Origin of the sequence: Ruegeria lacuscaerulensis, assembly GCF_013033355.1 — a bacterium.
In the GTDB taxonomy this organism is placed as follows: Bacteria; Pseudomonadota; Alphaproteobacteria; order Rhodobacterales; family Rhodobacteraceae; genus Ruegeria; species Ruegeria lacuscaerulensis_A.
The window spans coordinates 557,552-581,539 of record NZ_WQDY01000001.1; the positions used below are offsets into that span (position 1 = coordinate 557,552).

Below are 23,988 nucleotides of genomic sequence, written 5' to 3' on the forward strand. Positions count from 1 at the left end.
AGACAAAGGCGCGAAAGAATCGCGCCTGTCAGCCAGAGAAGACATGGTCTTTAGCAGGTATCAACCGCCCCAGGACCGGACTTCTCCACAATCCATGTGAACAAAGTTCGAGCGGTAGTATTTACCGACACCGCCCGCACGGCAAGAAATCGCAGCCTTCGCCATCTGCGAAACCGACCGAGAAGCAAGACGCAAATCGGCAGCCTGGCCTTTCATGTGAAGGGAGTTCTTTGCCACGCGACGCGAGCGAGACCGCAGCATCGCATTTGTCTGTGGCGACCGGTATCCCGAAAGCAGCATATAAGGTTCGTTTGCGTCCAGCAGATTATGCGAAGCGGCCATGATGTCGATAGTGCGCAGGTCCATGTCTTTGACTTGGTCCGTCCGCCAGTCACGCATGAAGTGGTTCACTTCTTTGACAGCGTCCTTGATGTACTTGCCATCGACCCAATATATCATGTCGATCCGTTCGCCAGTGCGACCGGAATACATTCGGATGCGCCGAATGTCACCGCCGCCGCGAAGGAATCCTGCAGCGTTGGAATATGTCGGTGCCGCAACCACTGCTGTCGCCGCAAATGCGCCCAATAGGGCCCGCCGGGTCATGCCCGAGGAACTGCTCGTCGTCATTTTGTGTTTCGTCCCGTACTGTTCCTGCCTGCACACGATGTTACGCGCGCGTTCTTAATTTTTTCCCATCCCAGATGGCGAATTTATGACACAGTCGCGGAAGAGCGCCAAGAAGTCTTTCATATTCATCTTTTCAAGGGGGAATTTTCGGCAGTTTTTTGCGCAGATGACGCTTTTCTGTTTAAACTTAGGGCAGGTTACTTCGGTTTTTGGGTGTCCGATGCAAACGCGCATCACGCGGATAAAGAAGCGTCAAATTGAGGTATTTGTGAATGGACATAAGGTTATGAGGAAAACCATATTGTCTGAACGCGTCCAATGCGACGCATAAGTCATTGTTTAGTCAAGGTCATCCCATGCGAACGTTTTTTCGTGCTTATACCGGTTTTGTAGTCGCGGCTTGTGTGACCGCATCTGTCAGCTTTGCGCATGCAGAACGTGCGCCTGCGACCAGCTTTCAAATGGCCGTTGCCGAGTTTGCACCTGCGGGATCTGGTATTGCGGACTTCTACCGAGAAACCGGGTTCGCGCCAATCTGGACAGGGACGTCGAAAGAACACCAAGCACGCCGCGCGCATTTAATGCGGGCATTGACTTCGGTACATTTACACGGGTTGCCGGAAGACAAATATGGCGCGCAGGGCCTTGTGGCCAAAATGGAAAATGCTCGTTCTCTGCGCGAAATCGGCGCAATCGAGATCTCGTTGACCCGTGCTTTTGTTCGCTATGCAAATGACATGTACTCGGGGGCGTTGCGCCCTTCCGAAATTGACGACGGTCTGGTGCGTAAAGTCCAGAGAAGATCAACCAAAGATCATTTGCGCGGCGTCATTGCTGGCGGTGCGTCCTATATAGACGGTTTGCCGCCCCAGACTGCGCAATACCGCGCATTGATGAAGCAAAAGCTAGCCCTGCAGACATTGGTGGATCAGGGCGGATGGGGCGCTGGTGTGCCCATCGACAAGTTGGAATTCGGTGACACCGGGCCAAACGTCATCAAGCTGCGCAATCGGCTGATCACGATGGGATATATGAAACCGTCGGCAAGCCCCAAGTTTGACAAAGAACTACTTGCAGCAGTGAAGGCTTTCCAAACCGCGCATGGTCTCGCATCGGATGGGGTGGCCGGGCAGGGCACGATCACCGAGTTGAACCGAAGCGCGTCAGACCGTCTGAAATCCGTATATGTTGCGCTCGAACGCGAACGCTGGTTGCCCCGCGAGCGGGGAGAGCGTCATATTCTGGTAAATCAGGCGGATTTTTCCGCCAAAATTGTGGATGATGGGCTGGTAACCTTTGAAACCCGCGCTGTTATTGGCAAAAATGTTCACGATCGTCGGAGCCCGGAATTCTCGGATAAGATGGAGCATATGGTGATCAACCCCAGCTGGTATGTGCCGCGCTCGATCATCACCAAGGAATATTTACCGCAACTGCAATCCAACCCGAATGCAGTTAATCATATCCACATTACAGATCGCAGTGGTCGTCAGGTCGATCGTGGAGCAGTTGATTTTTCGCAATACACGGCACGGAATTTCCCGTTCGCGATGCGTCAACCCCCCAGCCAAAGCAATGCGTTGGGGTTGGTGAAGTTCATGTTCCCCAACCAGTACAACATCTACCTTCATGATACGCCGCAGAAAAGCCTGTTTGCCCGGGAAACGCGCGCGTACTCGCATGGGTGCATCCGGCTGGCCCAACCGTTCGAGTTTGCCTATGCGTTGCTGGCCAAGCAGGAAGAAGATCCCAAAGCATTTTTTCAACGTGTTTTGTCCACCGGTAAGGAAACAACCGTTCCGCTCAAACAGCACGTGCCGGTTCATTTGATTTACCGGACGGCCTATATCGGCCCGAAAGGGGATGTGCAGTATCGCCGTGACGTTTACGGCCGCGATCAGAAAATCTGGGAGGCTCTGCAGAAAGCAGGGGTAGCCCTGCCGGACGTTCAGGGGTAATCACCGGGTTATCCTTAATCCGGGGAACCCGACATGCACTATACCATCCAGCAGATTTCCGACGCTTTGAGCGCGACCTGCGAGGGCGACACATCGCTGACGATCCAACGCGCCGCGGAACCCGCAGATGCGGGCCCCAATGATCTGGCAATGGCAATGTCACCCAAATATGCCGAGGCACTTGGTGGCGGAGCGGCCCGTTCGGCGGTGTTGTGGGAAGGGGCCGATTGGCAGGCTTTGGGATTGTCCGCCGCGATCTTTGTTCCACGCCCTCGTATGGCCATGGCTGGTATTACTGCGATGTTGGATCGCGGGCAGGGGATTGAACCGGGCATTCACCCCTCAGCCGTTGTCGACCCGTCGGCAGAGCTAGGGGAAGATGTATCGGTTGGCCCTCTCGCAGTGATCGGAGCGCGTGCGAAGATCGGCGATGGTTCAGTGATTGGCAGCCATTGCGTCGTTGGTATGGACGCTGTTCTTGGCAAAAACGCCTTGCTGCGCGAGATGGTCAGCATAGGGGCCCGTGCTGTCATTGGGGACCGTTTTATCGCGCAACCAGGCGCACGGATTGGCGGGGACGGGTTCAGCTTTGTGACCCCCGAGGTCTCGGACGTCGAAAACGTACGCAAGACTATGGGCGACAAGGGCGATGCGCGCGCGCAAAGCTGGCTGCGCATCCACTCGCTTGGTGCCGTCGAGATTGGGGATGATGTCGAGGTCGGAGCGAATTGCACCGTGGACAATGGCACAATCCGGAACACTCGGATCGGCGATGGCTCAAAACTGGATAACCTTGTGCATGTCGGCCACAATACGCGGGTTGGTCGCGATTGCCTTCTGTGCGGTCAGACCGGCGTATCTGGATCGGTTGATATTGGAAATAATGTTGTTCTGGGCGGTCAGACCGGCGTTGCCGACAACATATTTATCGGTGACGGGGTGATTTCGGGCGGCGGTACAAAAATCTTGTCCAACGTACCAGCAGGCCGTGTGATCATGGGGTATCCGGGTATCAAGATGGAAACTCATACGGACGTATACAAAGCTCAACGGCGTTTGCCGCGCATGGCGCGTGACGTCGAGGCGCTTAAAAAGGCTGTTTTCAAACAGTCGCCGAGCGATTAAATCATCCTCAATGTGATAATCAGAGGATCGACATGAGCATCACCGACCGCGTCATCGCCATCATCGCCGAGCAGGCCGTGCTGGAACCTTCGGATGTGACGCCCGATAGTACGCTCGAGGATCTGGGAATCGACAGCCTTGGACTGGTCGAGAGCATTTTCGCCATCGAGGAAGAGTTTGACATCTCGGTCCCGTTCAATGCGAACGAACCGTCGGCCAGCGATTTTGACATCTCGAACGTGGCGGCAATCATTGCGGGCATTGAAAAACTCGTGTCGGAAAAGGTCTGACACAGGATCATGAAACGCGTTGTTATTACTGGGGCCGGAACGATCAACTCGTTGGGCCATTCCGTTCCCGCGACGCTTGAGGCGATGCGCGAAGGGCGTTGCGGCATTTCGGACCTCGAGTTTCGTGACGTCGAACGGCTGGCCATCAAAATTGGCGGTCAAGTCCGCGGGTTCGAAGCCGAGGGCCGTTTTAACCGTCAACAAATGAGCCTGTATGACAGGTTCACGCAGTTCACTCTGACCGCTGCGAAAGAGGCGATCGAACAGTCTGGCATCGAGTTCCACGGCGACTTGGCCGCGCGTTCGGGCGTTGTTCTGGGAACCGCTGGGGGCGGTGTATCGACTTGGGATGACAATTACCGCTCGGTCTATGAGGATGGTAAGAACCGGGTTCATCCATTCGTCGTGCCCAAGTTGATGAACAACGCGGCAGCCAGCCATGTTTCGATGGAGTATAACCTTAAGGGGCCCAGCTTTACCGTATCGACAGCCTGTGCATCGTCCAACCATGCCATGGCGTTGGCGTTTCAGATGGTCCGCAGCGGAGCGGCCCCGGCAATGTTTACCGGTGGCGCGGAATCCATGCTGTGCTTTGGCGGGGTCAAGGCATGGGAAGGGCTGCGGGTGATGTCCAAAGATGCCTGCCGTCCTTTTAGTGCCAATCGCAACGGAATGGTCCAAGGCGAAGGCGCGGGCGTCTTTGTCTTTGAAGAATACGAACACGCACGTGCGCGCGGCGCTGACATCCTGTGCGAAGTGGTCGGTTTTGCCATGACCTCGGATGCGGCCGATATCGTCATGCCCAGCAAACAAGGGGCTGCACGTGCGATTTCGGGTGCTTTGTCTGATGCGGGTATCAATGCGGATCAGGTGGGATATATCAACGCCCACGGCACCGGAACGGCGGCCAATGACAAAACAGAATGCGCGGCGGTTGCGGATGTGTTCGGTCCACATGCGGATGATCTGATGATCTCATCCACCAAGTCCATGCATGGCCATTTGATCGGCGGAACCGGTGCGGTTGAGTTGTTGGCCTGTATAATGGCGCTGCGCGACGGCGTCATTGCTCCGACTATTGGCTACGAAGAACCCGATCCTGAATGCGCACTGGACGTAGTCCCAAACGAGGCGAGAGAATCTAAGGTTGATGTCGCGCTCAGCAATGCGTTTGCATTCGGCGGTCTGAACGCTGTGCTGGCATTGAAGCAGGTCTAAGGCCCTAAACATTCGAGGCGGCTGATCTGAAAAGCCGCCTCTTTTTTGTATCGGGTATCAATTCTGCTGCGCTTGCAGTCCGTCAAATCCGGCAGTGAACCCGGCCAGAGAAACTTCTAGTTCCAACAACTGCGTCGGCGCTACCACAGATACCAGCGAGAGCACGGCCTTGCTTCCGGCTTTCATCGCGTCGACATCGCCTTGCGTGAACCCTAGCTGCGCCAGACAACCCACAGGGTTGCAGTGGTGGTAATTATAGCGGCGGCCTGGGGCACCATCTATTGATAGCGCAATCTGCGCCTGCAGAAGAACTTCCAGAGGGACAAGAACGGTTGCGCCGGCAATCGCGGCGGAACCTTCGGGCAGTTTGGTGACCGTGATATCCGCAATGGGCTGCCCTTCTTGACCATTCAGAACCTGACGCATCAAGCAGGGATCGTCTCCGTTTTCTGTCTTCAGGCAAGTGATATCCCAGTCGCCGGATTGTTCCTTGACATATTGCTCGCCCACGCGCGGGCCGGCTTCGCCCAGGTCCAGATCGCTTCCGACCTGCGTTTGTGGCGTTTCGCTGTCTTGCGCGGCTTCCTGTGCAAAAGTAGCACCGCACCAGAGCGCGGTCGCAAGCAAGCTATAAGATAGAGTGTTCTTGATCATGAATGCCTCGGTCAGGTGATTGATCTTTTTTTCTCGTCTAGCATCCCTGATCGGCAGTGTCAGTCGCTAAGGTGGGCCAAGCCGATAATCTGGTCGGATTTTTGCCGGTTTATACGATATCGTGAAACCAGCACCAGATGTAGAAAGGGAGCCGGTGGAGCGGCTCCCTTTCATAGAATTTTCTCCCCGTCGGACTGGCCGACTTAGTTATGCGCAGACGTTACGAAAGGGGAGCGCAACGGTCAACTGCTAACCTGAAATTTTAATCTCAAAAGCGTGATTTGTCCAAAAAAGCCGCGCCATAAGGCGCGGCCAGTCGACAGGGAGGAGGATTGCCACCCACGCGCTTAAACGCGAAGGCAGCGATTAGACTATCGCAGGCAAATGTTAAATTTGTATGGTGAGGACAGATCGGTGCAAATCAAGGCTGAAAATCTATGGAAAACAGTATCTTCTTGGGCGGTGGTGGTGAGGATTATGGGCAGCCGCAGGCCCTTGCATTGAAATACGCCAACCGGCACGGCCTGATCGCCGGAGCAACAGGAACTGGCAAAACAGTGACATTGCAGATTTTGGCCGAGGGGTTCTCGCAAGCCGGCGTTCCCGTTTTCCTATCCGACGTCAAAGGGGATTTGTCCGGGTTGGCCAAGGCGGGAAGCGAAACTCATAAACTTCACCAGGCTTTTCAGGAACGCGCCGAGCGTATTGGGTTTACGGATTACGTCTACGGTGCTTGCCCGGTTACCTTTTGGGATTTGTTCGGCGAGCAGGGCCACCCGGTCCGTACAACAGTGACCGAAATGGGCCCGCTGCTTTTGTCCCGCCTGATGGATCTGAGTGAGGCGCAGGAAGGCATTCTGAATATAGCTTTCCGAGTGGCAGACGATGAAGGAATGCCCCTTTTGGACCTGAAGGACCTGCAGTCGTTGCTGGTTTGGATCGGCGAGAACCGATCGCAACTGTCACTTCGGTTCGGAAATGTCTCGACGGCATCGATCGGAGCTATTCAGCGGCGCCTCTTGGTGCTTGAAAATCAGGGCGGGACCAACCTGTTCGGAGAACCAGCGCTCGAGCTGGCGGATTTAATGCGCACCGACGAACAGGGGCAGGGGATGGTGAACATTCTGGCGTCGGACAAGCTGATGGGGTCGCCCCGCCTTTATGCGACATTCCTTCTGTGGCTGCTCAGCGAGTTGTTCGAGGAACTGCCCGAAGTCGGCGACCCCGAAAAGCCCAAACTGGTGTTCTTTTTCGACGAAGCGCATCTGCTGTTTGAAGACGCGCCAAAGATCCTTGTCGACAAGGTCGAGCAAGTCGCACGCCTGATCAGATCCAAAGGTGTGGGAGTGTATTTCATCTCGCAGAACCCTGCTGACATCCCCGAGGATATTCTTGGGCAGCTTGGAAACCGCGTTCAACATGCGCTGCGTGCGTTCACTGCACGGGATCGGAAAAATCTGCGTCTGGCCGCCGAGACATATCGAGAAAACCCCGCCTTCGACACCGAGGCAGCAATTCGTGAAGTCGGCGTCGGCGAAGCTGTCACCTCGATGCTGCAAAAAAAGGGTGTGCCCGGAATTGTCGAGCGCACGCTGATCCGCCCGCCAGGGACTCACCTTGGACCCATCACCTCAGCCGAACGGCAAGCGGTCATTGATGCTTCGCCCATGCAACAGAAATACCGTGACTTGAAGGACCGAAAGTCGGCGTTCGAGATTTTGCAGTCACGGGCCGATGCCGCTGCTCAGGCGGCTCAACAGGCCGAGGAAGAGATCGAAACCAAGTCCGTAGCCGAACGAGAGTTCGCAACAGCCCGCAGATATTCAGGCAGTCGTGTCGGACGCTCCTCTTCCCGAGTATCGCGCAAGAAAGACACGTTCGCGACCGCCATGAGTGAAGCTGTCATCAAAGAGCTGAAAGGAACCACTGGCCGGCGTATTGTCCGCGGAATTCTTGGGGGTTTATTCAAAAGCAGGTAAAGCCGGGAAAACAGGCTGCTTTCCCGGCCAAAAGATCAACCTTTCAGGCGGCGCTGGCCCTCCTGCTTGCAATAGGCATCGGCCTGAGGAACCGTCAGCTTGGTCGCAGGGAAATCAATGGCCCGGTCCCAGATCACGCGATCCTGGCGGTAAAGCTGACAGGTGATTTCACCTTCTGGCGTCTGGATTTTCACCGGGGTGGTTTCAAAGTCTTCGGGGCTTGGAACACACCCTGTCAGCCCAGCGATCAGCGTCAGAAAAAGGATTGGTTTGGCTAGTGTCATAATCATGTGAACTCTTTATTGTGAGTGTTTGGTCGCAGTCTCAAGCGGTTTGTCTAAATTCCGGTAAACACCGGAAATTTTCCTGGGGCCGCATGGTGTGTAACGTGCTCTAGACGGGAGAGGCGGGTAAATCAAGAAATCACGCCCGAAATCGGGCGTGATTGTAGTGCCTCTCAAGATGAAGTGATCATTTTTCCGGAATGAGGCCACGGGGGCTGAACCTGAGAACGATCAGCAATATCAGCCCCATAGTGAACAGGCGCATATGCGCGGCACTTTCGATCAAGTGGGCTTTCAGCGCACTTCCTTCTGGCATTCCGGACGTGATCAGGTTCATCAGCCAAAGACCAATGGGTTCCACCTGAACCCACAGGAACCAGATCAAGAACGCGCCCAAAACCGCTCCGAAATTGTTACCCGAACCGCCGACGATCACCATGACCCACACAAGAAAGGTAAAACGCAGCGGGTTGTAGGTGCCCGGTGTCAGCTGCCCGTCCAGGGTGGTCATCATTGCGCCAGCGATGCCACAGATTGCAGAGCCAAGAACAAAGATTTGCAGGTGCCGGCGCGTGACGTCCTTGCCCATCGCTTCGGCCGCGACTTCATTGTCGCGAATGGCGCGCATCATGCGGCCCCATGGGCTTTTCAGCGCCATCTGCGCCATCCATAGCAGCACTAGCAGCACTATGGTGAACAGCAGCGAATAGCCCAGCTTGACCGAAAGCGTCGAGGCAGTAACGGGATCAAGACCCAGCCATTCGGCGCGAGCGATGAAACCGGGATCTGCTTGCAATTCGACCTCATATCCCACCACAGGTGCCGGGCGCGGAATGCCGTAGACATTCTTGACGCCGCGGGCCAGCCAATCCTCGTTTTTCATGACGGCGATGACGATTTCGGCAATCCCCAAGGTCGCGATGGCGAGATAGTCGGATCGCAACCCCAGTGCAGTTTTTCCGATCAACCAGGCTGCCCCGGCTGCCAGAAGACCGCCAGCAGGCCACGCGATCAGGACCGGCAGGTTCAAGCCGCCGATGTTACCCGCTACGGCCGGGTCGATCGCCTCGATCGCTGCGACATTGGGGTCAAATACCGCGCGGTAGATAAAAAACCCGACAATGAGTATGGCCACAATCGTCAGTGTCTGAACCCGACCTTTTGGTAATTTCCGGGCGGTCACGACGGCCGCAACCACGGTCGCGGCACCCAGCACCAGCGACAGTATGACCCCATACCCACCTGCGACCCACGCACCGGGTGTCGGTGGTGTCGAGACCAGAACAACCGCCAACCCGCCCAAGGCCACAAACCCCATGACGCCGACGTTGAAAAGACCGGCAAATCCCCATTGCAGGTTTACCCCGATCGCCATGATGGCCGAGATCAGCCCCATGTTCAGGATCAATATGGCTGAGTTCCAGCTTTGCGTGAAACCGGACAGCAGGATCAGGCTGGCAACGGCCACAAAAAGCAGCGTGTTTTTAACGGGCTCGGTCATACCGCTTTCCCCTTGAATAGGCCCGTGGGCTTAAACAGAAGCACGATCAGCAGAATGGCAAAGCTGACGGCAAATTTGTAATCGGTGGACAGGAACTGGACCAATCCAGAAGGCTCCAGACTTTCCGGAGCCAGATAGGTCAGCACCTTTTTCCACGCATAGGTGATGGTCACCTCGGAAAACGCGATGATGAATCCACCCGCGATGGCGCCCAGTGGATTGCCCAAGCCACCCACGATGGCCGAGGCAAAGATCGGCAGCAGAAGCTGGAAATAGACGAAGGGCTTGAAGCTTTTGTCGAGGCCATAGAGCACACCTGCAGTGGTCGCCAGCGCGGCAACGATGATCCATGTGATCATCACCACACGCTCGGGGTTGATGCCGGACAGCAGGGCCAGGTCTTCGTTATCCGAATAGGCACGCATCGACTTGCCGGTGCGGGTTTTGTTCAGGAACCAGAACAGCAGCACCACAGCGACAACGGCCACAACCACAGTAATGCCCTGAGAGGTCTTGATCGCAAGCCCCTCACGCAGGCCGGTCATCGCTTTGAAGTCACGCGCCGAGACGATGAACCGTGCGCCGTCCGAAAAGCGTTGATCATCCGGGCCGATGATGAATCGCACAATGCCGTTCATGATGAACATCACGCCCATCGACACGATCACCAGAATGACCGGTTTGGCCTTTTGTTCTCGGTAGAACCTGTAAACCAGCCGGTCGGTGACCAGCACCAGAACGATGCAGCCGAGAATGGCAAAGGGCAGGGCCAGCAAAGCGGTCGGAAGCGGCCCGAAACTGACCCCGGCGGCCTGTAGACCCCACGTGACCAGAACCGCAATCATCGCGCCAAAGGCCATCGTATCGCCATGAGCAAAGTTCGAGAACCGCAGGATGCCGTAGATCAGCGTCACCCCCAAAGCGCCCAGTGCCAACTGGCTGCCATAGGCGATTGCGGGAACAAGAACGAAGTTGGAGAGCGCCACAAGGGCGTTGAGGAAGTCCATTAAAACTCCTGCTCGCATTTGCCTGAGAATGCGCGTCGTCCGTTGCTAGCTTTCGTATAGTCGGCATAGCGCAGCGGTTGGGTTAGAAACGTCACTGAGAGTTCGGTGGTCGAAGTCTTTGTCACATACATATACTCGTGTTTATCACCTTCGACCCGGAACGCTGTCAGAAAGTCGTTTTGTGAAGTGGCGGTCCACTCTTGCCCATCGGACAAGCGAATTTTGGACGTGATCTCGCCTGCTTTGGCGATCCTATCGACTGAAAAATCTCCGAAGCTACTTTTTATACGCTCGGGAGGTGTGCCCAATAGTTCAAGCGTGAACTCATCGCCCTCACAGTTCTCCACGTTTGTGCAGATTTCTTGCAGTATGCAGGGGGCTGCCCATGCTGAACTGCAAAAAGAGATAAATGCGACAATCAATACGGTTCTCACCTCACCCCCCCAAGAAGCTCTTACGCACTTCGGGATCGGCCAGCAATTCCTTGCCCGTGCCGGTATAGGCGTTCCGCCCCTGAACCAGCACATATCCCTTATCCGCGATCTCCAGCGCCTGACGGGCGTTCTGTTCGACCATCAGGATCGGCAGCCCGGTACGCGAGACCTCGATGATCCGGTCAAACAGCTCATCCATAACAATGGGCGAGACACCAGCGGTCGGTTCGTCCAGCATCAGCACCTTAGGTTGTGTCATCAGCGCGCGGCCCACGGCGACCTGTTGGCGTTGACCGCCCGACAGCTCTCCCGCCGCTTGGTTGCGCTTGTCGCGCAGGATGGGGAAGAGGTCATAGACCTGTTCCATCGTTCCCGAAATATCGTCGCGGCGGATGAAAGCGCCCATCTCAAGGTTTTCTTCTACCGTCATCGACGTGAAGATGTTCGAGGTCTGCGGCACAAAGCCCATCCCGCGCATCACCCTATCTTGTGGGCTGAGGTTGGTGATGTCCTCACCGTCCAGCCGAACCGCGCCCGAGCGCACGTCCAGCATGCCGAACACGGCTTTCATCGCGGTGGATTTGCCCGCGCCATTGGGGCCGACGATTACCGCAATCTCACCCTTTTCCACGGCGATGGTGCAGTCGTGCAGGATGTCTGGACCCTTGCCATACCCGCCAGTCATGGTGTCGCCGATCAGGAAGGGGCCGCCTTCGACCTTGTGCGTCTCACCGCTTGTGCGATGGGCGGGGGTCATGGTGCCGACACCATGCGTATTGGTGATCGAGGCGTCCTTGTTGCCCTTGTCGTCCTGGTAGGGGTTGTCGCTCATGCGCCCGCCTCCAGCTTGTCTTTGTTCTTGAGGCCGGTGCCCAGATAAGCTTCGATCACCTGCTCATTGGCCTTGATCTGATCCAGAGTGCCTTCGGCCAGCACCTTGCCCTCGGCCATACAGATGACCGGGTCGCAGATCTTGCCGATGAAATCCATGTCATGCTCGATGACCACGAAGGTATAGCCGCGTTCCTTGTTCAGGCGCAGGATCGTGTCGGCGATGGTCATCAGCAGGGTGCGGTTAACGCCCGCGCCAACTTCGTCCAGAAACACGATCTTGGCGTCGACCATCATGGTGCGGCCCAGTTCCAGCAGTTTCTTCTGCCCGCCCGAGACCTGACCGGCCTTGTGATCGGCCAGATGTTCGATGGTCAGGAATTCCAGCACCTCATCGGCCTTGGCCTTCAAAGCGCGTTCTTCATCGGCGATACGCTTACGGCCGAACCACGTGTTCCAAAGCGATTCACCCGATTGCGCCCCCGGAACCATCATCAGATTCTCGCGGCAGGACATCGAATAGAATTCATGCGCAATCTGGAAGGTGCGCAGCAGGCCCTTGTGAAACAGCTCATGCGGGGGCAGGCCGGTGATATCCTCACCATCCATATGGACCTTCCCGCTGGTCGGCGGCAGAACGCCCGCGATCACGTTGAACAGAGTGGTTTTTCCGGCCCCGTTCGGTCCGATCAGACCGGTGATCGAGCCCTTTTGGATTTCCAGCGATGCCCCGTCCACCGCATGAAACCCGCCGAAATGCTTGTGCACGTCTTCGACGACGATCATCTTATCCCCTAGCCGCCGTTTTCCGGCGTTGTTGCCACATCCCTGTACGAATGGTGCGGGCTTTTGTCATTGAAACAGCCCGGACACAAGGCCCGGGCTGCTTGTTTTTATGACTTATACGTGTCGATCAACGGAAGTTAACGGTCTTGTTCTCGCCGTCGGTCACTTCGATCTCGCGGTACGAGCCTGCGCTTTCACCGGGGCCGATCAGCTCAACGCCGGACGCGCCGACATAGTCGATGTCCTGACCTGCGGCCAGCAGTTCCAGACCCTTGGCCAGCTCACCGGGATAGATTTTTTCGCCCGGCGCATTGGCGACATCCATGATTTTCGCACCGTAGTCAGCGGGGTTGGTGGATCCGGCCGCCTGCATCGCCAGCATGAACAGCGCAGCCGCGTCATAGCTTTCCGGCGAATAAGGCGACGAACCGTCGAAACCTGCAGCTTCGGCCATGGCAAAGTACTTCTCAGCACCTTCACCACCCGAACCGGCGATCTGACCGAACGAGCCGTTCAGGTCGGGGCCAACATTGTTGGGCAGCGAGTCACCGATCATGCCGCCGGGCAGACCGAATGTGTCAAACGCACCGCTGTCCAGCGCCGACTGGATGATGCCCAGACCACCTTGGTCGAGATAACCGGCGACAACCAGAATGTCGCCACCGGCCGAGGCCAGAGCGCCCACTTCGGCCGAGTAGTCGGCTTTCCCGTCTTCGTGTGCGGCAACGATGGTCACTTCGCCACCTGACGCCTCAAACGAGGACTGGATCGCGTCTGCCAAACCCTTGCCGTAGTCGTTGTTGGTGTAGGTCAAAGCAATCGAGCTGATGCCACGGTCATTCAGGATGTCCGCCATCACCTGACCTTCACGCGCGTCCGACGGGGCGGTGCGGAAGAACAGGCCGTTGTCTTCCATGGTCGACAGGCCGGGCGAGGTCGCCGACGGCGAAATCATCACCATGCCGTTCGGGATCGCGACGTTCTGTAGGATCGCACCGGTCACGCCCGAGCAATCGCCGCCAATGATGCCAGCAACGCCATCCGCAATCATGCGTTCCCCGTTCGAGGTGGCCAAACCATTGTCGATACAGCCAGTGTCTGCACGCGACGCGGTTACTTTGGTGCCATCCAGCAGCTTGCCGGATTCAGTGACCTCGGCCATCGCCATCTCGGCACCCGATCCCATGGCCGGGGCCAGCGATTCAATCGGGCCGGTGAAGCCAAACAGAACGCCCAGCGAAATGTCTTCGGCTAGTGCCGGACCAGCCAGCAGAGCGGATGCTGCAGTTGCAGTAAGCAGCTTTTTCATATGGTTACTCCCTATTGTGAACGTATTCGTTCTGGTCACGACCCTAGGCAAGCTGTTCGGAAAAGAAAAGTCCTAACGAAAACGTGTTTTTGTCGAGAGGAAACCTATTTGTTTTCTTAGTGCTAACACAGCGGTTCCAAGGTGAAAAACATGACGGTTCGGGTATTTGCGATTCTTGTTTTTATGTTCGGCACGGGTTCCGCTTTGGCGGATACGCTGAAAACCTCCGCCGGGAATGTTCAGGTAGACACGATGGTCGAGGACCTGGATACGCCATGGGCCATCGGTATTCTGCCCAACGGCGCATTTCTCGTGACCGAACGGGATGGTGAGTTGTTGTATGTCGCAGAAGGAAAAGCCAACCCTGTGCGCGGCGTTCCGAAAGTGGTTGCGAACGGGCAGGGTGGGTTGCTTGATGTCACGATACCAAAGGATTTCGACCAGAGCCGTGAAATTTTCCTGACATTTTCAAAGTCACAGCGGGGTGGTGCTGGCACTGCAATTGCCGTGGCTCGTTTGTCGGAAAGTGGAGATCGTTTGACGAACCTGCGGGCGATTTTTGAGGCGCTGCCCGGAGGCTCGGGCGGTCGCCATTTCGGCTCGCGGGTGGTCGAAGCGACGGACGGGACACTGTTCGTCACAATCGGAGATCGCGGTGATCGTCCTCAGGCGCAAGACAGGACGAACCATATTGGTACGGTGGTCCGCATCAATCGCGACGGCTCTGTCCCCGCAGATAACCCGTTCGTGGGCCAAGCCGATATTCGGCCCGAGATTTGGTCCTATGGGCACCGAAATCCACAAGGTGCGGGGCTGGACGCCCAAGGCCAGCTTTGGACATCGGAACATGGTGCGCGAGGAGGCGACGAAGTGAACTTGATCCGCCCCGGCTTAAACTATGGATGGCCCGTGATTTCATACGGAAAGCACTATTCCGGACAAAGTATTGGCGAAGGTACCGCCAAGGACGGAATGGAGCAGCCGCGTCACTATTGGGATCCGTCCATCGCTCCGTCCGGCTTGTTGGTCTATTCGGGAAAACTGTGGCCGCAATGGGCAGGGGATATTTTCGTTGGATCGCTCAAATTCAACTACATCGCCCGACTATCGGGTGCCCCCCTGAAAGAAGTCGAACAGATCAAAGGCCCCGAAACGGAACGCGTTCGGGATATCGTCGAAGCACCGGACGGAACGATCTGGTTCATTTCCGTGGGACAAGGAGCGGTTTTCCGGCTTTCACCTGACACATAAGGTGCTGGCCTCTATGCTTGACTGTTGACCCTGAACCAGGCTTGTTTTGGGGCATCAGGGTCATATCAGGGTGCTGTCCATTGCGCGACTTCTCGATAGAAATGTGTGACGACCTGCCAGATCACGAGGAGCTGAACGGAATCCTGTCCCAGTACTATGCGTTGATCGTTCAACGCATGACGGCTATGGGGTTTGAAATAGACCCGGCTGCTCCGAAAAGCGCATTGGCAGAGTTTTGGGCGCGGTCGGATGACTATCTAGCGCCGAACGGGTGCCTGGTTCTGGCGAAAGACCGCACAGGTCAGATCATAGGATGCGGCATGATGAAACGTCTGGATCAGGAAACTGGTGAATTGAAACGGGTGTTCGTGACCGAAACTGCACGCGGCACCGGTGCAGGGCGAGCCTTGATTCGAGCGCGAGAGGACGCGGCGCGTTCCTTGGGACTAAAGCGCCTGGTGGCCGACACGCTTACACCGAATATCGAGATGCGGAACCTCTATCCGAAATTGGGATTTTTAGAGCTTTCCGAACCCATCGAGACGACCACCTATCTGGATCAGCCCATGCTGAGGCCGCATCTACACTACTTTGCTAAGACCCTGTAAGCCCGGTCAGACGGAAAGCCGCCCGGCTTGGGCTCCGCGTTCGCGGTAAGGCGTAGTGTTGTAATGCGCACGATAGCATTTCGAGAAATGGCTGGGTGAGGCAAAGCCACAGGCCAGGGCCACGTTGATCACGCTCATATCCGTTTGCATCAGCAAATTGCGCGCCTTGTGCAGGCGCAGCTCCATGTAATACCGTTTGGGCGACCTGCTTAGATAGCGGCGGAACAGGCGTTCCAACTGACGGGTCGACATACCCACGTCTTTGGCCAGAATCGAGGGCGAGATCGGCTCTTCGATGTTCTTTTCCATCATCAGGATAACTTGGCTAAGCTTTGGATGCCGAACGCCGATCCGGGTAGGTGTGGACAGACGCTGAGTGTCCTGATCGGTACGGATCGAGGAATAGATCATTTGATCGGCGACGGCATTGGCAAGATCTTCACCGTAGTCATCGGCAATAATCTTCAGCATCAGATCAATCGACGACGTCCCGCCCGCCGTTGTCATCCGGTTGCCATCAATTTGGAAAACAGACTTGGTCAGCTCAACCTCATCAAATTCCTCAACAAAGCTGTCTGCGTTTTCCCAGTGAATGGTTGCGCGTTTACCGTCCAGCAAACCAGCTTTGGCCAGCGTGTAGGCAGCTGTGCACAACCCCCCGATCTTGAGGCCACGCCGTGCTTCACGCCGCACCCAGTTCAGAACCTTTTTGGTTGTCGCGGCCTGCACGTCGACGCCACCGCAAATCATCACAACGTCATCGCGCTGCAACTCATTCAGGTCGGTGTCCAACTTAAACTCGGTCCCGGCCGAGCATTTGACAGTCTCGCCGCCTTCGCCCGCGAAGGTCCAGGAATACAGATCTTTGTCAGCCATCCGGTTCGCGATACGCAAACTGTCCAACGCCGAAGCGAATGACAAAAGCGAAAACTTGTCCAGCAGGACAAATACGAAATTCCGGGGGTTGGCCGCAGTGTCTTGCACCGTGACAACTTGGCGTTGCTCTTGCATGGCGAGGTGTCCTTGATTCGGCGCCTGATGACGTTGCGTCTGGCGACAGATGTGACAGCCACCATGATCAAAGGTTGTTTAGGTCGTCAAGGGGCGCAAATCGGATATGGTCACTCTGCAATGCATTTTGTATAGAGACGACCTGAATACTTCAGCGGAGATCAAAGCTATGACCGAGTGGCAAAAATCGAACTGGCGCAACAAGCCCCGGGTTCAGATGCCAGACTATACCGACGCGGCCGCGCTGGCCAAGGTCGAGGCCCAGCTTGCACAGTATCCCCCGCTGGTTTTTGCGGGCGAGGCGCGACGCCTAAAACAGCAACTGGGTGCCGCTGGCCGCGGCGAGGCATTCCTGCTGCAGGGCGGGGATTGTGCTGAAAGCTTTGAACAATTCAGCGCGGATGCGATCCGTGACACCTTCAAAGTAATGCTGCAGATGGCCATGGTTCTGACCTATGGCGCCAAGGTGCCAGTGGTCAAAGTGGGCCGCATGGCGGGTCAATTCGCCAAACCGCGCAGCGCGCCGACCGAGGTGATTGATGGCGTGGAGCTGCCCAGCTACCGTGGTGACATCATCAACGAGTTGGCCTTTACGCCCGAAGCCCGTATTCCGAATCCATCCAAAATGCTGCAAGCCTACACTCAGGCGGCCGCCACGTTGAACCTGTTACGGGCATTTTCGACCGGTGGTTTCGCCGATATGAGCCGCGTCCATTCCTGGACGCTGGGCTTTACCGACGATCAGGACGTTCAGAAATACTCGGAAATCGCAGACCGCATTCAGGATTCGATCGACTTCATGGATGCTGCCGGGATCAATGCCGATACCACGCATGAATTCTCGACTGTCGAGTTCTACACCAGCCACGAAGGGCTGCTGCTGGAATACGAAGAGGCGCTGACCCGTCTGGATTCGACATCCGGCAACTGGCTGGCCGGCTCGGGTCACATGATCTGGATCGGCGACCGTACCCGTCAGCCCGACGGTGCGCATGTGGAATTCTGCAGGGGCGTACAGAACCCGATCGGTCTGAAATGCGGTCCGACCACGACCGCCGAAGACCTCAAGGTTTTGATGGCCAAACTGAACCCCGAAAATGAAGAGGGCCGCCTGACCCTGATCGCACGCTTCGGTGCCGGTAAAGCGGGTGAGCATCTGCCGCGTCTGGTCAAAGCAGTCAAGGAAGAGGGCGCCCAGGTCACTTGGGTCTGCGACCCGATGCATGGCAACACGACCAAGTCGGCCACGGGATACAAGACCCGTCCGTTCGATTCGGTCCTTCGTGAGGTACGCGACTTCTTTGGCGTCCATCAGGCGGAAGACACGATCCCCGGTGGCGTGCATTTCGAGATGACTGGTCTGGACGTCACCGAATGTACCGGAGGTATTCGCGCCGTTACGGAAGAGGATCTCTCGGATCGTTACCATACTGCTTGCGATCCACGCCTGAATGCGTCGCAGTCGCTTGAACTGGCATTCCTTGTCGCGGAAGAGCTTACGTCATTGCGGCGCAATCGGACCAAACGCGAAGCCGGTTAACGGGGCGCGGATATTCCAAACGAATGAAAGCAAGGCGTCAAATGACTTTTGTTGTTTGACGCATTATTTGCAGAACCTTGAACCAATATCCGATCCTCGCACGCTGTTGCGTATGGACAGAGCGCCCTAACGCAAGGTCGGGCGCTACTGGAAAACCGGTCAGATCCTCCAACTTCCTTTTTCCGAAGGCGCCAACTCGGACCAGACGCCAACTCCGTTAGTCGTCACGCGAAACGACCAATCGTAAATGCGAACCGGGACGGCTGAATTCTGCGGTGTCTTCCGCAAAACCTGCCGGTTCCGGCGCTGGACGCTTGCTGGGGGCCTGAAATTCGGACACAGGGCGGAGCTTGCGATCGCGCACGCCAAACCGACGTGGTGTGGGGCCTGTTGGGCCGTCGCTGACCATAACGCCTAACACCCGGCTGATGTCGCCGAGATCGCTTTTCAGCGGCAAGAGTATCATCCGCGCCTCCAGCCGAAGACGACCCAGCGCTCCGGTCGACATCAGACCCAGCTCGGCAATCGCGGGGCCGCCAAAGACCTGTTCCAGTGTATCGGTGACCTGTTCACGCGCTTCTGCTTCGAAGAACGCGGTCAGAGGCATTCCACGCACCTCCATACCCGCAAGTTTGTTCAGATGACTGCCCGCCAGTCGGAAACGTGCCAAGCCGGGCGCGATGCGTTCAAGGACAAAGGTATATTCCAGTATGCTCTCAAGCCCGCGCGGGTCGATTTGCGCGCGCATAGGAACACTGTCGCCGGTCAGCAGCGCTGTCCAATATGCCTCGGCCTGCCGGATGGGCGATAGGCTGCGCCCACTGTCGAATCGATCCATAGCGACGATCTTTCCAAAACTTGACCCGGATCCGTTCCCGAAAAAGGTTTTTATTTCATCACCCTAGCATCAATCGACCACGATTTTCATAAAATGCCAGATACCGGGGGCATCACTGACTGACCAGTCCTGACGGTGATCAAATTGACACGGGTTGAGTCAATTTTGGACTAATTCTTTAATGAATGGTTAACTTGTCGGCTTTGCCGTCAAACTCAGCAAACTCTTGCTCTGAAGCGGCCAATGCCATTAGGTGCGCCAGGCAGGCAAACGCAGGCGTAGACAGAAGGAACCGGCATGATCAGATCCATGACCGCATTTGCATCGGGTAAAGGCGCGTTGGGCCCGCATAGCTGGACGTGGGAACTGCGCAGCGTCAACGGCAAGGGTCTTGATCTGCGATTGCGGATGCCGGACTGGCTAAGCGGACTTGAAGCCGCCTTACGGGCAGAGCTGTCAAAATCGTTGAGCCGGGGAAACGTAACCCTTTCTCTGCGGCTGTCTAAAGACGAAACCGCACCTGATCTGATGCTGAACGAAACCGCAATGTCTGCGGTGCTGGATGCTTTGGTGCGAACTCAGCAATTGGCGTCGGCACGTGATGTGACACTTGCCCCATCTTCAGCGGCCGAGTTGCTATCGCTCAAAGGTATGTTGGATGCAGGCAGTGATATTGACGACCCCGCGCCTCTGGTCGCACACTTGGTGGTCGAGTTTAAGGACGTCCTGAGCGATTTCATCCAAATGCGGGAAAGCGAAGGTCAGGCATTGTTTCGGGTCTTGGGTGGACAGCTGGACCAAGTTGCCAGTTTGACCGACCAGGCCGCAGATCTTGCTGAGCAGCGCAAAGACAAAATGGCAGAGGCCCTGCGCGAAAACCTGTCGCGGGTTTTGGACAACGCGCAGGGGGTCGAACCCGACCGGGTCGCGCAAGAACTGGCGTTACTCGCTGTCAAAGCCGACATCACCGAAGAGGTCGACCGCCTAAAGGCCCATGTAAGTGCAGCTCGGGACCTATTGGCGCAGGACGTGGCAGTCGGGCGCAAGCTGGATTTCCTGATGCAAGAGTTCAACCGCGAGGCCAATACATTGTGTTCTAAGGCGCAAAGCGCTGATCTGACGTCGGTGGGGCTTGAGTTGAAGGCCGTAATAGATCAGATGCGCGAGCAAGTGCAGAACGTGGAATAACGACAGGAGCCCCAAATGGCGGATCGACGCGGCCTTCTCATCATTCTGTCCTCGCCTTCAGGGGCAGGGAAATCGACGCTGGCCAAAAGGTTGATGCAATGGGATTCGGATCTGAAATTCTCGGTATCGGCCACCACTCGCGCACCACGACCGGGCGAGGAACACGGCCGCGAGTATTATTTCCTTTCGGAGGATGCGTTCAAACAGCAGGTTGCCGACGGACAAATGCTGGAACACGCGCATGTCTTTGGTAATTTCTATGGCTCACCCGCCGGTCCGGTGCGTGAGTCGATCGAATCCGGCAAGGATGTTCTCTTCGACGTAGACTGGCAGGGCGAAGTACAGATCCGAAACTCGGATTTGGGCAAGCACGCGCTTTCAATATTCATTCTTCCGCCCTCGATCCCGGAACTGCGCCGCCGACTTGAGACGCGCGGGCAGGACAGCGACGACGTGATTTCAAAACGGATGTTGAAAAGCTGGGACGAGATCAGCCACTGGGGCTATTACGACTACGTATTGGTAAATGATGATTTAGACTCAACTGAGGAAAAGCTGAAAACCATCGTCAGCGCCGAGCGGATGCGCCGCATCCAGCAACCCAACCTTCAGAACCACGTTCGCAACCTGCAAAATGAATTTGAGGAACAATCATGACCATCTACGCCTTGGGGGATCACGCACCGCAGCTTCATCAGGATACGTGGGTCGCACCTGACGCAAATCTGATCGGGAAAGTGGTGTTGGAAGAGGGTGCCTCGGTTTGGTTTTGCAGCACACTGCGTGCCGATCACGAGGAAATCCGTGTAGGCGAGGGCAGTAACGTTCAGGAAAACTGCGTCATGCATGTCGACCCGGGTTTTCCGCTGACCATTGGCAAGAACTGTACGATTGGTCACAAGGTCATGCTGCACGGCTGTTCGATTGGCGAAAACTCCTTGATCGGAATGGGAGCCATTATTTTGAACGGGGCCAAAATCGGCAAGAACTGCCTGATCGGAGCCGGAGCCCTGATCACTGAAGGTAAGGAAATCCCCGACAACTCGTTAGTCATGGGATCGCCGGGTAAGGTCATTCGTCAGTTGGATGACGCGGCCGCGCAGAAACTGACGCTCAGTGCGTTGCACTACCAAAGCAATATGCGCAAATTCCGGGACACCATGAAACCGGCCTGATTGCCTGCAAGAGTTGACGTCCATGTCCGAAAACCTTCTTGCCGAATTCGTATCGGCCATTCCCATGCCTGCTTTGCTGGTCGATCAGACCGAGCGGATCATTGCTGCGAACACGGACGCCACGACGATGTTGGGCAAAAACATCGAGACCCGCCACTTCGCGACGATCCTGCGGCAACCGCAGGTTATCGACGCCATGGAACAGAGCTTGCGTTCGAAAGGCACCACCAGAACCCGACATCTGGCAAATGACGGGGCGCAGGATACAACCTTCGAAGTTGAATGCCGGTATATGAATGGGGTGGGGGCCGTCTCGGCCGGGGCGGTTCTGGCGACGTTTCAAGACGTGACACATCTGGAACAGGCCAGCCAGATGCGACGAGACTTTGTCGCCAATGTCAGCCACGAGCTGCGCACGCCGCTAACGGCTTTGATGGGGTTCATCGAAACGCTACGCGGACCCGCACGCGATGATGTCGCCGCCCGGGACAGGTTTCTGCAGATCATGACCGACGAGGCCAGCCGTATGAACCGTCTGGTCGACGACTTACTTTCACTGAACCGCGTGGAAAGTGAAGAACGGGTGCGCCCGAAAGAGCAGTTGGAACTGATCGGGCTGTTGCAATCCATTATCAATTCCTTGCGCCCCCTAGCAGAGGACGCGGGCGTCGAGCTGGTTCTCAGCGAAACGCACGGGCCTGTGTCGATAGTTGGTGACAGCGATCAATTACGGCAGGTTTTTACCAACCTGATTGAAAACGGAATAAAGTATGGCGGCAGTGGTGGGCGTGTAGACGTTCATGCAACGGCCTCGGACCGGGATACGGCGATGCGGGGACCCGCAGTGCGGGTTCAGGTGATAGACAAAGGGCCGGGCATTGATCCCGTTCACCTGCCGCGCCTGACAGAACGATTCTATCGCGCGGACAGTCACAGGTCGCGGCAACTTGGTGGAACAGGGCTGGGGCTGGCAATTGTGAAACACATCGTGAATCGCCACCGCGGGCGGCTTAGGGTCGAAAGCGACTTGGGTAAAGGCTCTGTTTTTACTGTCATTCTGCCCCGATGACATCAAGTTCATGATACCCCTGAAAGTCTGACCAGGTTGTCTGCTTTCTTTACATTTACGCAGGGTCACGTTGAAACAAATTCAGTTGTCATAAAACCGTTACAAACTTGTCACAAAAGGCTTACGCGCGGCTTCTAGGGGTTCGCCCAAGATCATCATGGGGGTGATCATTTGTTATCTTTCTCAAGGAGACTGAGATGTCCTTTGTAAAACTGTCGGCTTCTGCTCTGGCGATTGCTGCCGTTTCGGCCACTACTGCTGCTGCACGTGATCAAGTTCAGGTTGCCGGTTCCTCGACCGTTCTGCCTTACGCCTCGATCGTTGCCGAAGCCTTCGGTGAAAACTTTGACTTCCCGACACCGGTTGTTGAATCGGGCGGTTCCTCGGCTGGCCTCAAGCGCTTCTGCGAAGGTGTTGGCGAAAACACCATCGACGTGGCCAACGCATCGCGCGCCATCCGCGAAAAAGAGATCAAAGCCTGCGCCGAAAACGGCGTGACCGACATCATCGAAGTTCAGATCGGTTATGACGGCATCGTTTTCGCATCCGACATCAACGGCAACTCTTTCGAGTTCACGCCGGAAGACTGGTACAAAGCACTGGCCGCGAAAATCGTCGTAGACGGTGAAGTTGTCGACAACCCCAACAAGACCTGGGCCGACGTAAACCCGGACTTCCCGGCGCAGCCGATCGCAACCTTCATCCCCGGCACCAAGCACGGCACCCGTGAAGTGTTCGAAGACAAGGTCATCCTGGCAGGTTGTGAGCACCTGGGCGATTTCGAAGTGTTCAAGGCAGCAGCCGGCGACGACAAGAAAGCAGCCGAAAAACAGTGCATCGCGATCCGCACCGACGGCGTGTCGGTCGACATTGACGGCGACTACACTGAAACTCTGGCACGTATCGACAGCAACAAAGACGGCATCGGCGTCTTTGGTCTGGCGTTCTACGAGAACAATACCGACAAGCTTCAGGTTGCGACCATGTCCGGCATCGTGCCTTCGACCGAGTCGATCGCAACCGGCGAATACCCTGTGTCGCGTCCGCTGTTCTTCTACGTCAAGAAAGCCCATATCGGCGTGATCCCTGGCCTGAAAGAGTATGCTGAGTTCTTCGTCGCAGACGAGATCGCTGGCCCCGACGGCCCGCTGGCCGAATACGGTCTGGTTTCGGATCCCGAGCTGGTAAAAGTTCAGGAAGCTGTTGCGAACGAAACAGTTCTGGGCGGCGGCTCCTAAGCCTTTAACACTGTAGAACCGGGGCGTTTCGCGCGCCCCGGTTCTTTTTGACTCCACCACTGCC

Annotated in this window: 24 protein-coding genes; 13 read left to right on the forward strand and 11 right to left on the reverse strand. The window is 56.4% G+C overall.

The features are described from left to right. Positions 1-60 precede the first annotated feature (60 nt). The gene (locus GOW48_RS02720; RefSeq protein ID WP_170354148.1) at positions 61-630 is read right to left on the reverse strand and encodes a YcbK family protein; all 570 of its coding nucleotides are present in this window, start codon (positions 628-630) and stop codon (positions 61-63) included. Between the two features lie 356 nt (positions 631-986). On the opposite strand from GOW48_RS02720, the gene GOW48_RS02725 reads away from it, so the two are divergent. Genes GOW48_RS02725 through GOW48_RS02740 form a run of 4 tightly spaced genes read left to right on the forward strand, consistent with a single transcriptional unit; the run spans position 987 to position 5,221 of the window. After that, positions 987-2,588, forward strand: coding sequence for a L,D-transpeptidase family protein (locus GOW48_RS02725; RefSeq protein WP_170751167.1), 1,602 nt, complete (start codon positions 987-989; stop codon positions 2,586-2,588). 33 nt (positions 2,589-2,621) lie between these two features. Beyond that, positions 2,622-3,713: a UDP-3-O-(3-hydroxymyristoyl)glucosamine N-acyltransferase gene (lpxD, locus tag GOW48_RS02730; RefSeq protein ID WP_170751168.1), complete on the forward strand. Its 1,092-nt coding sequence runs from the start codon at positions 2,622-2,624 to the stop codon at positions 3,711-3,713. Positions 3,714-3,745: 32 nt separating this feature from the next. Continuing rightward, entirely contained in the window at positions 3,746-4,003 is a 258-nt protein-coding gene (locus tag GOW48_RS02735) for an acyl carrier protein (RefSeq protein WP_170354151.1), read from the forward strand. A 9-nt stretch (positions 4,004-4,012) separates the two neighbouring features. After that, the gene (locus GOW48_RS02740) at positions 4,013-5,221 is read left to right on the forward strand and encodes a beta-ketoacyl-[acyl-carrier-protein] synthase family protein (RefSeq protein WP_170751170.1); all 1,209 of its coding nucleotides are present in this window, start codon (positions 4,013-4,015) and stop codon (positions 5,219-5,221) included. A gap of 57 nt (positions 5,222-5,278) precedes the next feature. On the opposite strand, the gene GOW48_RS02745 is transcribed toward GOW48_RS02740, so the two are convergent. Then, positions 5,279-5,875: an invasion associated locus B family protein gene (locus tag GOW48_RS02745; RefSeq protein WP_170751172.1), complete on the reverse strand. Its 597-nt coding sequence runs from the start codon at positions 5,873-5,875 to the stop codon at positions 5,279-5,281. A gap of 437 nt (positions 5,876-6,312) precedes the next feature. Between GOW48_RS02745 and GOW48_RS02750 the strand changes: the two genes are divergently transcribed. Beyond that, positions 6,313-7,854 carry a helicase HerA-like domain-containing protein gene (locus GOW48_RS02750; protein WP_170751174.1) on the forward strand — a complete coding sequence of 514 codons (1,542 nt, stop codon included), beginning with the start codon at positions 6,313-6,315 and terminating at the stop codon, positions 7,852-7,854. 35 nt (positions 7,855-7,889) lie between these two features. On the opposite strand, the gene GOW48_RS02755 is transcribed toward GOW48_RS02750, so the two are convergent. The 7 genes from GOW48_RS02755 to GOW48_RS02785 all read right to left on the reverse strand — a co-directional run bounded on the left by GOW48_RS02755 (position 7,890) and on the right by GOW48_RS02785 (position 14,006). Then, positions 7,890-8,144 (reverse strand): hypothetical protein, encoded by a 255-nt coding sequence (locus tag GOW48_RS02755; protein WP_234899463.1) that lies wholly within the window; start codon positions 8,142-8,144, stop codon positions 7,890-7,892. Positions 8,145-8,325: 181 nt separating this feature from the next. Continuing rightward, entirely contained in the window at positions 8,326-9,639 is a 1,314-nt protein-coding gene (locus GOW48_RS02760) for a branched-chain amino acid ABC transporter permease (RefSeq protein ID WP_170751176.1), read from the reverse strand. Then, a complete protein-coding gene (locus tag GOW48_RS02765) occupies positions 9,636-10,646 on the reverse strand; it encodes a branched-chain amino acid ABC transporter permease (RefSeq protein WP_170354156.1) in 1,011 nt (336 codons plus the stop codon). Before GOW48_RS02765 ends, GOW48_RS02760 begins: the two co-directional genes overlap by 4 nt. Next, complete coding sequence (locus GOW48_RS02770) at positions 10,646-11,080, reverse strand: hypothetical protein (RefSeq protein ID WP_170751178.1); 435 nt, start codon at positions 11,078-11,080, stop codon at positions 10,646-10,648. Before GOW48_RS02770 ends, GOW48_RS02765 begins: the two co-directional genes overlap by 1 nt. Before the next feature lies 1 nt (position 11,081). Continuing rightward, complete coding sequence (locus GOW48_RS02775; protein WP_170751180.1) at positions 11,082-11,912, reverse strand: ABC transporter ATP-binding protein; 831 nt, start codon at positions 11,910-11,912, stop codon at positions 11,082-11,084. Continuing rightward, a complete protein-coding gene (locus GOW48_RS02780) occupies positions 11,909-12,697 on the reverse strand; it encodes an ABC transporter ATP-binding protein (protein WP_170751182.1) in 789 nt (262 codons plus the stop codon). Before GOW48_RS02780 ends, GOW48_RS02775 begins: the two co-directional genes overlap by 4 nt. A 127-nt stretch (positions 12,698-12,824) precedes the next feature. Beyond that, complete coding sequence (locus GOW48_RS02785) at positions 12,825-14,006, reverse strand: ABC transporter substrate-binding protein (RefSeq protein ID WP_170354160.1); 1,182 nt, start codon at positions 14,004-14,006, stop codon at positions 12,825-12,827. A 150-nt stretch (positions 14,007-14,156) separates the two neighbouring features. Here GOW48_RS02785 and GOW48_RS02790 point away from each other — a divergent pair, with 150 nt between their 5' ends. After that, complete coding sequence (locus tag GOW48_RS02790) at positions 14,157-15,257, forward strand: PQQ-dependent sugar dehydrogenase (RefSeq protein WP_234899462.1); 1,101 nt, start codon at positions 14,157-14,159, stop codon at positions 15,255-15,257. Positions 15,258-15,337: 80 nt separating this feature from the next. Further along, complete coding sequence (locus tag GOW48_RS02795) at positions 15,338-15,865, forward strand: GNAT family N-acetyltransferase (protein ID WP_170751183.1); 528 nt, start codon at positions 15,338-15,340, stop codon at positions 15,863-15,865. 6 nt (positions 15,866-15,871) lie between these two features. Here the strand turns inward: GOW48_RS02795 and GOW48_RS02800 are convergent, their stop codons facing one another. Then, positions 15,872-16,876, reverse strand: a complete 1,005-nt coding sequence (locus tag GOW48_RS02800) for a GlxA family transcriptional regulator (protein ID WP_170354163.1) — start codon at positions 16,874-16,876, stop codon at positions 15,872-15,874. 169 nt (positions 16,877-17,045) lie between these two features. On the opposite strand from GOW48_RS02800, the gene GOW48_RS02805 reads away from it, so the two are divergent. Beyond that, positions 17,046-18,416, forward strand: a complete 1,371-nt coding sequence (locus tag GOW48_RS02805; protein ID WP_170751185.1) for a class II 3-deoxy-7-phosphoheptulonate synthase — start codon at positions 17,046-17,048, stop codon at positions 18,414-18,416. Between the two features lie 217 nt (positions 18,417-18,633). On the opposite strand, the gene GOW48_RS02810 is transcribed toward GOW48_RS02805, so the two are convergent. After that, positions 18,634-19,254: a PAS domain-containing protein gene (locus GOW48_RS02810; protein ID WP_170751187.1), complete on the reverse strand. Its 621-nt coding sequence runs from the start codon at positions 19,252-19,254 to the stop codon at positions 18,634-18,636. 309 nt (positions 19,255-19,563) lie between these two features. On the opposite strand from GOW48_RS02810, the gene GOW48_RS02815 reads away from it, so the two are divergent. From GOW48_RS02815 to GOW48_RS02835, 5 genes are all read left to right on the forward strand, one after another. Beyond that, entirely contained in the window at positions 19,564-20,442 is an 879-nt protein-coding gene (locus GOW48_RS02815) for a YicC/YloC family endoribonuclease (RefSeq protein ID WP_234900844.1), read from the forward strand. 15 nt (positions 20,443-20,457) lie between these two features. Next, entirely contained in the window at positions 20,458-21,099 is a 642-nt protein-coding gene (gene gmk, locus GOW48_RS02820; protein WP_170751191.1) for a guanylate kinase, read from the forward strand. Continuing rightward, positions 21,096-21,617, forward strand: a complete 522-nt coding sequence (locus tag GOW48_RS02825; RefSeq protein ID WP_170751194.1) for a gamma carbonic anhydrase family protein — start codon at positions 21,096-21,098, stop codon at positions 21,615-21,617. The genes gmk and GOW48_RS02825 overlap by 4 nt, the downstream gene beginning before the upstream one ends. Before the next feature lie 22 nt (positions 21,618-21,639). Then, positions 21,640-22,686: a PAS domain-containing sensor histidine kinase gene (locus tag GOW48_RS02830; RefSeq protein WP_170751196.1), complete on the forward strand. Its 1,047-nt coding sequence runs from the start codon at positions 21,640-21,642 to the stop codon at positions 22,684-22,686. Positions 22,687-22,883: 197 nt separating this feature from the next. Beyond that, positions 22,884-23,924: a substrate-binding domain-containing protein gene (locus GOW48_RS02835; RefSeq protein WP_170354170.1), complete on the forward strand. Its 1,041-nt coding sequence runs from the start codon at positions 22,884-22,886 to the stop codon at positions 23,922-23,924. Positions 23,925-23,988: the final 64 nt, after the last annotated feature.